Source organism: Rhodovarius crocodyli (assembly GCF_004005855.1).
Classification (GTDB): Bacteria; Pseudomonadota; Alphaproteobacteria; order Acetobacterales; family Acetobacteraceae; genus Rhodovarius; species Rhodovarius crocodyli.
This window is the reverse complement of sequence record NZ_SACL01000015.1, coordinates 15,811-28,153: the sequence shown is the minus strand read 5'-3', so window position 1 is coordinate 28,153 and position 12,343 is coordinate 15,811. Positions and strand designations below refer to the sequence as shown.

Below are 12,343 nucleotides of genomic sequence, written 5' to 3'. Positions count from 1 at the left end.
GAAGTGACTGCTAGCGTCCGCGCATGGCCAAACCCGCCCTGCACGAAGTCCCGCCCCCTGCCCCCGCCCCGGTCGAGGGCGTGCGCGCGGTGGACCGCGCCCTGGTGTTGCTGCGCGCCTTCCGTGACGATGACGGCCCCCTGCCGCTGACGGAGCTCTCGCGCCGCGCGGGGCTGAACATGACCACCGCGCTCCGCCTGCTCGGCACGCTGGAGGGGCACGGCTTCATCAAGCGCCTGCCCAGCGGCGGCTACATGCTGGGCGCGACCCTGCTGCTGCTGGGCGACGTGTTCAAACGCTCGCTGAGGCTGGAACATCATGTGATGCCCGCGCTGGAACGCCTGCGCGCCGAAAGCCGCGAAAGCGCCGCCTTCTTCGTGCGCGAGGGCGATCAGCGCCGTTGCGTGTTCCGCCTCGATTCCCCGCAGATCGTCCGCGACATCGCCCATGTCGGAGAGGCGCAGCCGCTCGGCCGGGGCGCGCATGGGCGCTCGCTGGTGGCGCTGGAAACCGGTACGCCCCTGCCCGTCGTCACGCGCGGCGAACGCCTGCCGCAGATCGCGGCGATCGCCTGCCCCGTGCTGAACGCGGCAGGCGAGGTGGCGGGCTCCATCGGCATTTCCGTGCCGCTCTATCGCTTCGACGCCGAGATCGAGGCGCTCTGCACGCCGCTGGTGATGCGCGAGGCGATCGCCATGACCCGCGACCTGGGCGGCGACCCCACCCCCTTGGAACGATTGCGGCGCTGAACGCGCCAATCGGAGGAAACGAACAAGCAATGGCCCGTATCGAACTGACCCCCGAGGGGCAGCGCACGCCCGAGGAAGCCCGTGCCTGCGCCGAAGCCGTCGCCGGCATCCGCGGCCGCGTGCCCGCGCCCATGATCGCCTGGCTGAAGAACCCGGAGCTCGCCAGCCGCGCCCAGAAGCTGGGGGAGCTGCTGCGCTATCAGACCTCGCTGGAGCCGCGCTACAGCGAGCTCGCGATCCTCATCATGGCCCGGCACTGGACCGCGCATTACGAGTGGTTCGCCCATAAGCGCATCGGGCTGGAGGCGGGGATGGACCCGGCGGTGGTGGCCGACATCGCGGCCCGCCGCACCCCCACCCTGCGCGACGACAAGGAACAGGTGATCTACGACGTGTCGACCACGTTGCTCGCCACCCGCCGCGTGCCGCGCCCGCTCTATGACCGCGCCGTCTCGGTGCTGGGGGAAAAGGGGCTGGTCGAGCTGATCGGCGTGCTCGGCTACTACTCCTTCGTCTCCATGACGCTGAACACCTTCGAGCTGGGCCTGCCGGAGAATTTCCAGACCGACCTGGGCGCCGAGCCCGGCGATGAGGTGCCCGTCTGATGGCCGGCCGTCTGCAGGGAAAAGTCGCGATCATCACCGGCGCGGGCTCCGTCGGGCCGGGCTGGGGCAACGGCCGCGCGGCGGCTGTGCTGTTCGCGCAGGAAGGGGCCATCGTGCATGGCGTGGACCGCGATCCGGCCGCGATGGCCGAGACCGCCGCGCGCATCGCTGAATTCGGCGGCACCTTCACCATGGGCCAGTGCGACGTGCTGCAGCCCGCCTCCATCGAGGCGATGGTGGCGGAAGCCCACAAGCTGCATGGCCGCATCGACATCCTGGTGAACAATGTCGGCGGCAGCGCCAAGGGCGGCCCGGTCGAGATGAGCGAGGAAGTCTGGGACACGCAGTTCGACTACAACCTGAAAAGCGTGTTCCTGGCCTGCAAGCATGTGCTGCCCATCATGGTGGCGCAGGGGGGCGGGGCCATCGTCAACACCGCCTCCACCAGCGGCATCCGCTGGACCGGGGCCGCGCAGGTCGCCTATGCGGCGTCCAAGGCGGGCGTCATTCAGCTCTCACGCGTGGTCGCGGTCGAATATGCCAGCCGCAACGTGCGGGTGAACACCGTGGTGCCCGGCCAGATGCACACGCCGATGGTCGAGGTGCGGCTGGCGGGCCAGCGCGCCGGCGGCGATGTCGAGGCGCTGCTGAAGACCCGCCTGTCGCGCATTCCCATGGGCTTCGCCGGTGACGGCCGGGACACCGCCAACGCCGCGCTCTTCCTCGCCTCGGACGAGGCACGGTTCATCACGGGCACTGAGATCGTCGTGGATGGAGGGATGTCGGTACGATGCGACTAGCAGCAACCCGCCGCGCGCTGCTCGCGGCCCCGCTGGCGACGCCGGCCCTCGCGCAATCCTTCCCCGACCGCCCGGTGCGGCTCGTGGTGCCCTTCCCGCCCGGCGGGCCGGTGGATCTCGGCGCGCGCATCCTGGCCCAGCCGATGGGCGAGGAACTGCGGCAATCGGTCGTGGTCGACAACCGGTCCGGCGCGGGCGGCGTGGTGGGGGTCGATGCGGTCGCGAAGGCCGCACCCGACGGCTACACGCTGGGCTTCGCCAGCACGGGGGCGCTGGCCGTCAACGTCACGCTGATGCCCAACAACCCCTATGATTCGCGGCGGGACATCGCGGCAATCTCCATCGTCTCGGCCGTGCCGTCGCTGCTGGCGGTGCACCCGGATGTGCCGGCGCGCAGCGTGGCAGAGCTGGTGGCGCTGGCGAAGGCGCGGCCCGGGCGGCTGAACTACGGCTCCTCCGGCCCCGGCGGGACGCCGCACCTGGCGGGCGCGCTGTTCACCATGCGCGCGGGCGTCGAGATCGGCCATGTGCCCTATCGCGGCGCGGCACCCGCCATCACGGCGCTGCTGGCCAAGGAGGTGGACATGGCGTTCCTCGACGTGCCGGTGCTTCTGCCGCATGTGCAGGCCGGGCGGCTGCGGCCGCTCGGCGTGACGAGTGCCGAACGCTCCGCCGCCCTGCCCGAGACACCGACCTTCGCCCAGGCGGGCGTGCAGGGCATGGAGGTGGAGAACTGGTACGCCGTCTTCGCCCCCGCCGGCACGCCGCCCGACCGCGTGGCGCGGCTGCATGCCGCGACCGCCGCCGCCCTGGCCCGCCCCGAGACGGCCCGCCAGATCACCAGCCAGGGCGCCCGCGTGGTCGCCAGCGGCCCCGAGCAGGCAGCGACCTTCATCGCGGCCGAGGTGGATCGCTGGGCGCAGGTCGTGCGCAGCGCCAACATAAGGCCCGAGTGATGGTCTACGTCCCGCCCGAAAACACCTGCGACGCGCATTGCCATGTCTGGGGCCCCGTCGCGCGGTTTCCCTTCCAGGAGAACCGCCCCTTCACCCCGCCCGAGCGCACCAAGGACGATCTGGCGGCGCTGTACCGGCGCCTCGGCATCACGCGATCCGTCATCGTGCAGGCGGTGGTCTATGGCACCGACAATGCGGCGATGCTGGATGCGATCGCGCATTCCGGCGGACGCTATCGCGGCATCGCGCTGATCGACGACAGCTTCGACGAAAAGGCGCTGATCAAGCTGCATGAAGGCGGCATCCGGGGCGTGCGCTTCGGCTTCGTGCAGCATCTGGGCCGCCGGCCGGACCTCGGCTTCTTCCGCCGCACGGTGGCGCGCATCGCCCCGCTCGGCTGGCACGCCCAGATCCATCTGGACGCGGGCGACCTGCTGGAACTGCGCGAGGAACTGGACAAGCTCACCATCCCCTTCGTCATCGACCATATGGGCCGCGTCGATGCCGCGAAGGGGCTGGAGCAGGCGCCGTTCCAGGCGTTGCTGGAACAGGTGAAGCGCGAGAACTGCTGGGTGAAGGTGTCCGGCAGCGACCGCGTCTCGGCCGCCGGAGCGCCCTTCACGGATGCGGTGCCGTTCGCCCGGGCGCTGATCGCGGCGGCCCCCGACCGCGTGGTCTGGGGCACGGACTACCCGCACTCCAACCCGCGCCATCTGATCGAGGATGACGCGGGGCTGATGGAACTGCTGCCGCAAATGGCCGATGAGGCCGGGCTGCGGAAGCTGCTGGTGGACAATCCGGCCCGGCTGTATGGGTTCCAGTCATGACTGCCGAAAGAGCTTGTTCTTTTTTGTAAAAAAGAACCAAAAAACTTTTGGCAGTTTGACGGAGTACCGAAATTGAAGCGCCCAGCCTAAAAATCCAACAAAAGTCTTTTTGCTTCTTTTTCTACAGAAAAAGAAGAATACTTAACTAAGGCGCTTCATACTATTCCATCTCAGCGGACGTCTTAATCCAACCGGACATTCGCGCCCCGGATGATCCCCGCCCAGCGCTGGTTCTGATCGGCCAGGAAGTCGGTCAGCGCCTGGCCTGAGATCGGCATGGGCTGGGCGGTGGTGGCTGCCAGCCTTTCGGCGAAGCTGGGATCGCGCACCGCCTCATCGCAGGCCACGCGCAGGCGTTCGGCGATGGCCGGCGGAACGCGCCCCGCCGCGACGATGATGAACCAGCTCGGCACGTCGAAATCGGTGATGCCGAAGCTGCGGAAGGTCGGCACCCCCGGCAGCAGCGGCGAGGGCTCCGGCAGCCCCACCGCAAGCCCGCGCACATGCCCCGCCTGCAGCTGCGGCAGGCAGTTCGAGACCAGCTCGACCATCACCTGCACCTCGCCCTGCATCACGGCCGTGACCGCGGCGGCGGCACCGCGATAGGGCACATGCATCAGCTCCGTGCCCGTCACCTGCGCGAACAGGGTGGTGGCCAGATGCGTGCCGCCCCCGATGCCGGAGGAGCCGTAGTTCAGCTTGCCCGGATTGGCCTTCGCATAGGCCACCAGCTCCGTCAGGTTCCGTGCCGGCAGGCTGGGCGAAACGATCAGGCAATAGGGAAAGGCCGCCAGCGTCGACAGCGCCGTGAAGTCCCGGTCCGGGTTGTAGCTGAGGTTGCTGTAGAGGTAGCGGTTGAACACATGGGTCGGCTGGGTGCCGAGCATCAGCGTGTAGCCGTCGCCCGGTTCACGCGCGACGTATTCGGCGGCCGTGCGCCCGCCCGCCCCGCCCCGGTTCTCCACCACCACGGGCTGGCCCAGCCGCGCGGACAGCCGCTCCGCCATCAGCCGCCCGAGCAGGTCCGAGGCACCACCCGGCGGGAAGGGCACGATCAGGCGCAGCGGGCGTTCCGGCCAACGGGTCTGGGCGATCGCGGGCGTCGCGACGGTCGACGCCAGGAAAACGCGGCGCCTCATTCCGCGGCCATCGCCGGCTGGACCGCCCCCATCGCCCGCAGGCGCGGCACGACATGCTGGGCGAAGCGCCGCATCTCCGGCTCGAAGGGCTGGAACTGGGTCAGCAGCGTGTCGATGCCGGCCGCGTGGAAGGCCGCCAGACGCTCGGCCACCTGCTCATAGCTGCCGACCGTGCCGGCCGCCGTGCCGCCATTGGTGCCCACGGTCTGGTACTTGGCCTGGGTCTTGCGCATGGCCACGGCGGGGTCGGTGTTGGCCTTCACATAGGCCTTGATCTCGGCATCCTCCTTGGCCAGCTCGAACAGGCGCTGGAACTCCTCCTGCGCCTCGGCCTCCGTCTCTCGTGCGATGACGAAGGTGGACAGGCCGAAGCGCGCGGGCGGCAGGTCGGCGGGGCGGGGGCGCGAGCGCACGTCGGCGATCAGCGCCTGCACGGCCTCCAGCGGCTGGCCGTTGATGAACCAGACATCGGCCTGGGCCGCGACCAGGTCGCGCGCCGGGCCGCTTTCACCGCCGACATAGATGGTCGGGCGCGGCCGGTGCCCCGCCGGGCGCAGCATGTAGTTGTGGACGTTGAAGTACCGCCCGTCATGCTGCACCTCCTCGCCCCGCATCAGGCGCTCGACGATGGACAGCCACTCGCCGCCATACGCGTAGCGCTCGTCGTGCTCGCGGAATTCGAGGCCCGCATCCTCGATCTCCTTGCGGTTCCAGGCATTGACCAGGTTGATGGCGAAGCGGCCGTCGCTGATCTCATGGATCTGGGTCGCCATCTTTGCCAGCACCACCGGGTGGTAGAGCATGGGCTTGATGGCGGCGATCAGCTCGATGCGCTTCGTCTCGGCGGCGAGCGCGGCGCAGGCCGTCCAGGTCTCCAGCTGGTCCAGATCCGGCTTGTGCGGGTTCATCGTGTGCTGGGCGACGAGCACGCAGTCATAGCCGAGCTGCTCGGCCTCCAGGATCAGCGCGCGGTTGCGGCGCCAGCTGGCGTCATAGGGTTCCTGCGGGTCATGCAGGGCGGCGCGGTTGCCGTGAACCAGCGCCCAGATGCCGATGCGCAAAGGTCGGGTCATGTTGTTTCCTCCTCAGCCGAGGCTGATGTTGGCGGCGTTGACCACGGCGCGCCAGCGCGCGGTCTCGCTCTCGATCTGGGCGGCCATCGCCTCGCGCGTGCTGCCGACAATGGTGAAGCCGAGCGCGCCCAGCCGTTCACGCGTGGCGGGGGCGGCTAGGGTCTCGGTGAAGATGCCGTGCAGCCGCGCCAGGATGGGCTCGGGCACGGCGCGGGGCGCGACGATGCCCTGCCAGCTATAGGCCTCGAAATCCGCGAAGCGGCCGGCCACCGCGGGCACGCCCGGCAAGGCGGGGCTTTCCTCGGTGGAGGAGACCGCGAGCGCCCGCAGCCGCCCGCCCTGAATATGCGTGAGCGTCGCCCCCAGCCCCAGGAAGCCCGACTGGATGGTGCCGCCCAGCAGGTCCGTCACGGTCTGCGCGACACCCGGATAGGGCACATGGGTCATCTCGACGCCCGCGCGCTGCGCGAACATCGCCATGGTCAGGTGCTCCGAGGAGCCCGGCCCCGGCGTGCCGTAAGTGATGGCCGCCGGGTTGGCGCGGGCCGCGGCGATGAAGCCGTCCAGCGTGGTGATGGGCGAGGCCGCCGGCACCACCAGCACATTGGGCGCGCGGATGCCCAGCGTGATCGGCGCGAAATCCCGCACCGGGTCATAGGGCAGGTTGCGCATCAGCAGCGGGTTGATGGTCATGATGCCACCGGCCACCACCAGCAGCGTGTGGCCATCGGGCGCCGCGCGCGCGACCTGGCCGCAGGCGATGCTGCCATTGGCGCCGGCGCGGTTCTCCACCACCCCCGCCTGGCCCAGGGCAGGCTGCAGGCCGGCGGCCATGGCGCGGCCGAAGATGTCCGACGGGCCACCGGCCGAATACGGGACCACGACCGTGATGGAACGCTCCGGCCAGGTGGCGGCATGCGCAAGGGCTGGGGCTGCGGCGACGCCCGCCAGGGCGCGTCGGTTGATGAGGGTCATGCGGTTCTCCGGCAGCGATCCCGGTGACCGCCCGATTGCTGCACTGTGTCAGAGTTGCGACAGGCTGGTGTTTCGTGTTTCGTCGCAAGCGTTGCACCGGACGCAACGATGGATGAATGCATGACGGGCACCCGCCGAAGCCTGCTGTCGGAAAAGAAGCGCCAGCAGCTGGCCGGCCGGCTGGCCGCGATCGACCATCGCGGCCTGCTGGGCCTGCATGAGGTAGCGGGCGCGGGCTCCGTCCGGGGCGCCGCCGAAAGGCTCGGCATCAGCGCCTCCGCCCTCAGCCGCCAGGTGGCGCGGATGGAGGAGGACCTCGGCATCATGCTGCTGGAGCGCCACGGGCGCGGCGCCCGCGTGACCGAGGCCGGCGCGCTGCTGAACGACTATTTCGAGGAACAGCGCGCGCGGCTGGACGGCGTGGTGGCGCAGCTGCAGGACATCACGGAGGCACGGCGCGGCCAGATCTCGCTGGGCACCGGGGAGGGCTTCCTGTGGCACCTGATGCGCGGCCCCCTGCGCGGCTTCGCCCAGGCGCACCCGCAGCTGCACATGGAGCTCTCGGTCGGCAGCACCGATCAGCTGGTGGCGCAACTGCTGGATGACAGCATCCAGATGGCGGTGCTGTACAACCTGCCGCCCGACCCGCGCCTGCAATCCCACGCCGCGCGGCGCCACCCGATGCGCATCGTGGTGGCGCCCGGCCACCCGCTGCACCGGCTGGGACGCAAGATCACCCTGCAGGACCTGCGCCAGCACCGGTTGGGCATGCTGACCGGCAGCCATGGCGTGCGGCAGCTGCTGCTCTCGGCCGAGCATGGCGAGCGCGTGCGGCTGGAACCGCAGCTGCGCAGCAACTCCGCCCGCGCCCTGCTGCGCTTTGCCGAGGAATGGGGCGGCGTGGTCATCACCGCGGCCTTCGCCGTGGCGCCCGAGGTGCTGGAGAAGCGGCTGGTCGCGCTGGAGGCCGAAAGCGGCATCCTGGAAGGGGCCGAGGCGCAACTGGTGACGCGGCGCGGCCGTCGCCTGTCACCGGCCGCCCAGCAGCTGCTGCGGCACCTTGCCGCGCATACGCCCATTCTGCGGGCTTCCTGATCGGGGGTTGCGCACCCATCTGTAGAAGGTGACATTCCACAGGGCCTATTTGGGGGTGCACAGGGCGTACCGATTGCTGTAACACCGTTCCAGTAAACAACAGATGGGCAGGATATGCGCGCGTTAGTGCTGAACGAACACGGCGACCTCGACATGCTGAAGGTCGTGGACGACCACCCGATGCCCGTGGCCGATGCCGGCCATGTGGTGATCCGCGTCGGCGCCTCCTCCTTCAACTACCATGACGTGTTCACGGTGAAGGGCATGCCGGGCATCAAGGTGCCCATGCCGGTCGTGATCGGCCTGGACATGGCCGGCACCATCACCGAGATCGGCGAAGGTGTTTCCGGCTGGGCCGTGGGCGACCGCGTGCTGGTGAACCCGCTGAACAAGAAGAAGGGCCTGATGGGCGAGATGCTCGACGGCGGCATGGAGGAATACTGCCGCGTCGCCGCCGACCAGCTCATCAAGATGCCGGACGCCGTGACCTTCGAGGAAGCGGCCTCCCTGCCGGTGGCCTATGGCACCGCGCACCGCATGATCGTGACGCACAACACCATCAAGGCGGGCGACAAGGTGCTGATCCTCGGCGCCTCCGGCGGCGTGGGCACGGGCTGCGTCATCCTCGCCAAGCAGCTGGGCGCGCATGTCATCGCCTGCGCCGGCAGCGACGCGAAGTGCCAGGCCCTGCTCGACATGGGCGCGGACGAGGCGATCAACTACAACGAGGTCGATTTCTCGAAGTGGGCGGTCGAAAAATACGGCAAGCCGCAGCGCCGCAACTATGAGGGCGGCGTGGACGTCGTCATCAACTTCACCGGCGGCGACACCTGGACCAAGACGCTGCGCTGCGTGAAGCGCGGCGGCAAGATCCTGGTCTGCGGTGCGACCGCCGGCCACGACCCCAAGGAAGACCTGCGCTACGTCTGGTCCTTCGAGCTGCAGATCATCGGCTCCAACTCCTTCTACGACGACAACCTGTCGGCGCTGATGGACATGATCAGCAAGGGCGAGATCAAGCCCGTCATCGACAAGGTTCTGCCGCTGGAACAGGCCGCCGAAGGGCTGCGCCTGATCCGCGATCGTGAAGTGCTCGGCAAGGTGATCGTGACGCCATGAGTGAGAAGAAGCCCCTGCCCACCCCCGCCGAGGTCGAGGCCCTGCTGCTGCGCGGGCCCTTCCACCAGTGGCTGGGCATCAAGGTGATCGCCGTCGGCGAAGGCACCATCGAGCTGAAGGCCACCTGGCGCGAGGAGTGGGTGGTGAACCCCGACCGCCGCTATACCCATGGCGGCATCCTGGCGGCCCTGATCGACCTGACGGCCGACTGGGCGCTGGTGTCCTCCACCGGGCGCGGCGTGCCGACCATCGACATGCGGGTGGACTACCACCGCGCGGCGATGCCGGGCGACCTGACCGTGAAGGGCAAGGTCGTGCGGTTCGGCGGCCAGTTCTCGGTGGCCGAGGCCCAGGTGTTCGACGGCGACGGCAAGCTCTGCGCCTCCGGGCGCGGTGCCTATCTGACTGCCCCCCCTGCCCCGCCGAAGGCCTGAAGAATGACGTTCCACGCCGTGAACCTGGGCGCGCTGACGCCCCCCGACATCGACCGGGCCAAGCCCGCGATCATCGAGCGGGACGGGCCATCGCGGCGTGTCGTCACCTATGGCGAGCTTGATGCGCTCGCTGATTCCGTCGCGCGGGGGCTGCTGAAGCGCGGCCTGCTGCGCGGCGACCGGGTGGGCATGCTGGCCGCCAATTCCATCGAGTATCTGGCCTTCATGTTCGGCGCCCAGCGCGCGGGCCTGGTGGTGGTGCCGGTGAACTGGCGCTTTCCGCCCGAGACCATCGCCTATGTGCTGGGCAACGCCCAGGTGAAGCTGGTGGCGCATGACGCGACCCGCGCCGGCGCGGTGCCCGCGGGTCTGCCGACGCTGCCGCTCTCCGGCCCGGAATGGGAAGCCGCACTCGACCCCGGCCCCTTCGAGGCCATCACGCCCGAGGACCGGGAGCCCGCGCAGTTCATCTATACCTCCGGCAGCACCGGCAAGCCCAAGGGCGTGGTGCTGAGCCACCAGTCGCATCTGTGGATCGTGGAACAGCGCATGGCGGCCCAGCCGCAGCGCGAGGAACGCTTCCTGATCGCGGCACCGCTTTACCACATGAACGGGCTGGCGCTGGCGCAGCTGGCCATGGCCGCGGGTGCCACCATCGTGCTGCTGGCGCTCTTCAAGGAGCCCGACTACATCCGCGCCATCGGCGCCGAAAAATGCACCTGGCTGACCGGCGTGCCGCCGATGTTCGCCATGCTGCTGCGGGAAAAGGCGCTGCTGGCCGAGACCGATACCAGCTCCGTCCGCTCGATCCGGCTCGGCTCCGCGCCGGTCAGCGCGGCACTCGCGGCCAGCATCAAGGCGGCCTTCCCGAATGCGAAGCTGATCAACGCCTATGGCACCAGCGAGGCCGGCCCCCTGGTGTTCGGCCCGCATCCCGATGGGCTGCCGCAGCCGCAGCTTTCCGTCGGCTACCCGCACCCCAAGGTGAAGCTGCGCCTGCGCGCGGCCGACGGGTCGCTCGGCGATGAGGGCGTGCTGGAGCAATGGACCCCGGGCGTGATGAACGGGTATTTCAACCGCCCCGACATCAAGCCGCCGATCACCGAGGACGGCTACTACGTCACGGGCGACGTGCTGCGGCGCGACGCCGACGGCTTCTTCTATGTGGTCGGCCGGGCCGACGACATGTTCATCTGCGGCGGCGAGAACATCTTCCCCGCCGAGGTGGAAGCGGTGCTGGAAAAGCACCCGGCCGTCGAGCAAGCCGCCGTCATTCCGGTCCCCGATGACATCAAGGGCATGAAGCCCGTCGCTTTCGTGGTGCTGCGCTCTGGCCAGACGGCCAGCGAGGAAGATCTGAAGGCCTTCTGCCTGCGCCACGCCCCCGCCTTCATGCACCCCCGGCGCGTGTGGATGTTACCCGCACTGCCTCTCGCCGGCACCAATAAGGTCGACAAAGCCGATCTTACCAAAAAAGCACGGGAAAGCCTTTTAATCACACAGGAGAATGGTACATAAACCAGGCGCGCTGCTCCCTGCCGGGAGGCGGCGGCCGTTACAGGAATTATGCCGATGCTCCCTCGTCGTTCGTTGTTCGCCCATGGGGCTGCGCTCGCCACCGGCGTGCTTGCAGCCCCGCGCCTGGCGCTTGCCGCCTTCCCTGACCGTCCCGTCACCATGATCGTGCCTTACGCGCCCGGCGGTTCCGCCGATGTGCTAGGCCGGGTCGTCGCTTCCGAGATGAGCAAGGTGCTTGGCCAGACCGTGGTGGTCGAGCTGCGCGCCGGTGCCGGCGGGCATATCGGCGGGGCCTATGTGGCCAACACCGCCCGCGCCGATGGATATACCTTCCTGCTGGCGTCGAATTCCAATGCCACCGGCCCTTCCCTGCAGAATCTGAGCTATGACCCGATCGGCGGGCTGACGCCGCTGGGCGGCATCGGCGCCGTGCCCATGATGTGCGTCGTCTCGCCCGAGGCCCCCTGGCAGACCTTCCAGGAATTGCTGGCCGACGCGCGCCGCCGGCCCGGCGCGCTCAACTACGGCTCCTCGGGCATCGGCACCGCCAGCCACCTGGCGGGGGAACTGCTCTCGGCGGCCACGGGTGCCACCTTCACCCATGTGCCCTACCGCGGCTCCGGCGCGGTGTATCCGGACCTGATCGGCCAGCGCATCTCCTTCCTGCTGGATGCCATGGGTTCCTCCAGCGGGCAGGCGCGCAGCGGCGCGGTGCGGGCGCTGGCGGTCAGCAGCACCGCGCGTTCGGCCGCCTTCCCGAATGTGCCGACCATCATCGAAGCCGGCGTGCCGGATTACGAGTTCAGCACCTGGCTGGGCTTCTTCACCCGCACCGGCACGCCCTCCGACGCCTTCGCCCGGCTGGAGGAGGCCAATATCAAGGCCATCGCCACCCCCGAGGTGCAGGAGAAGCTGGCCCAGACCGGCGCCCAGCCGCTGCCGACCAGCGCTGCGCCCTTCGGCGAATACTTCCGCCGGCAGGTCGCGACCTGGAAGGGTCTGGTGGATAGCGGGAAGCTGCAGCGGATCGACAGCTGAAGCATTCTTCTTTCT

13 protein-coding genes are annotated in these 12,343 nt (G+C 69.2%); 10 read left to right on the top strand and 3 right to left on the bottom strand.

The genetic code is table 11. From position 1 onward, the window contains the following. Positions 1 to 23 precede the first annotated feature (23 nt). From EOD42_RS24250 to EOD42_RS24230, 5 genes are read left to right on the top strand one after another with little or no spacing between them, the layout of a single operon-like run. On the top strand, positions 24 to 749 hold the full coding sequence (locus EOD42_RS24250) for an IclR family transcriptional regulator (protein ID WP_127790183.1): 726 nt from the start codon (positions 24 to 26) through the stop codon (positions 747 to 749). Between the two features lie 29 nt (positions 750 to 778). Beyond that, a complete protein-coding gene (locus EOD42_RS24245; RefSeq protein WP_206020453.1) occupies positions 779 to 1,354 on the top strand; it encodes a carboxymuconolactone decarboxylase family protein in 576 nt (191 codons plus the stop codon). Then, positions 1,354 to 2,154, top strand: a complete 801-nt coding sequence (locus EOD42_RS24240) for an SDR family NAD(P)-dependent oxidoreductase (protein WP_127790182.1) — start codon at positions 1,354 to 1,356, stop codon at positions 2,152 to 2,154. The genes EOD42_RS24245 and EOD42_RS24240 overlap by 1 nt, the downstream gene beginning before the upstream one ends. After that, on the top strand, positions 2,145 to 3,110 hold the full coding sequence (locus EOD42_RS24235; RefSeq protein ID WP_127790181.1) for a Bug family tripartite tricarboxylate transporter substrate binding protein: 966 nt from the start codon (positions 2,145 to 2,147) through the stop codon (positions 3,108 to 3,110). The genes EOD42_RS24240 and EOD42_RS24235 overlap by 10 nt, the downstream gene beginning before the upstream one ends. Next, the gene (locus EOD42_RS24230) at positions 3,110 to 3,937 is read left to right on the top strand and encodes an amidohydrolase family protein (protein ID WP_127790224.1); all 828 of its coding nucleotides are present in this window, start codon (positions 3,110 to 3,112) and stop codon (positions 3,935 to 3,937) included. Before EOD42_RS24235 ends, EOD42_RS24230 begins: the two co-directional genes overlap by 1 nt. A gap of 182 nt (positions 3,938 to 4,119) precedes the next feature. On the opposite strand, the gene EOD42_RS24225 is transcribed toward EOD42_RS24230, so the two are convergent. The 3 genes from EOD42_RS24225 to EOD42_RS24215 are packed head-to-tail and all read right to left on the bottom strand — an operon-like array spanning position 4,120 to position 7,124. Continuing rightward, entirely contained in the window at positions 4,120 to 5,076 is a 957-nt protein-coding gene (locus EOD42_RS24225) for a Bug family tripartite tricarboxylate transporter substrate binding protein (protein ID WP_127790180.1), read from the bottom strand. Next, complete coding sequence (locus EOD42_RS24220; protein WP_127790179.1) at positions 5,073 to 6,149, bottom strand: LLM class flavin-dependent oxidoreductase; 1,077 nt, start codon at positions 6,147 to 6,149, stop codon at positions 5,073 to 5,075. Before EOD42_RS24220 ends, EOD42_RS24225 begins: the two co-directional genes overlap by 4 nt. Positions 6,150 to 6,161: 12 nt before the next feature. Continuing rightward, entirely contained in the window at positions 6,162 to 7,124 is a 963-nt protein-coding gene (locus tag EOD42_RS24215) for a Bug family tripartite tricarboxylate transporter substrate binding protein (RefSeq protein WP_127790178.1), read from the bottom strand. A 120-nt stretch (positions 7,125 to 7,244) separates the two neighbouring features. Between EOD42_RS24215 and EOD42_RS24210 the strand changes: the two genes are divergently transcribed. From EOD42_RS24210 to EOD42_RS24190, 5 genes are all read left to right on the top strand, one after another. Further along, positions 7,245 to 8,219 (top strand): LysR family transcriptional regulator, encoded by a 975-nt coding sequence (locus tag EOD42_RS24210; protein WP_164868107.1) that lies wholly within the window; start codon positions 7,245 to 7,247, stop codon positions 8,217 to 8,219. A 126-nt stretch (positions 8,220 to 8,345) separates the two neighbouring features. Further along, the gene (locus EOD42_RS24205; protein ID WP_240655279.1) at positions 8,346 to 9,338 is read left to right on the top strand and encodes a quinone oxidoreductase family protein; all 993 of its coding nucleotides are present in this window, start codon (positions 8,346 to 8,348) and stop codon (positions 9,336 to 9,338) included. Next, the gene (locus EOD42_RS24200) at positions 9,335 to 9,772 is read left to right on the top strand and encodes a PaaI family thioesterase (protein WP_127790175.1); all 438 of its coding nucleotides are present in this window, start codon (positions 9,335 to 9,337) and stop codon (positions 9,770 to 9,772) included. Before EOD42_RS24205 ends, EOD42_RS24200 begins: the two co-directional genes overlap by 4 nt. Positions 9,773 to 9,775: 3 nt before the next feature. Then, positions 9,776 to 11,290, top strand: a complete 1,515-nt coding sequence (locus EOD42_RS24195) for a class I adenylate-forming enzyme family protein (protein WP_127790174.1) — start codon at positions 9,776 to 9,778, stop codon at positions 11,288 to 11,290. Positions 11,291 to 11,344: 54 nt separating this feature from the next. After that, on the top strand, positions 11,345 to 12,328 hold the full coding sequence (locus EOD42_RS24190) for a Bug family tripartite tricarboxylate transporter substrate binding protein (protein WP_164868106.1): 984 nt from the start codon (positions 11,345 to 11,347) through the stop codon (positions 12,326 to 12,328). The last annotated feature ends 15 nt before the right edge of the window (positions 12,329 to 12,343 follow it).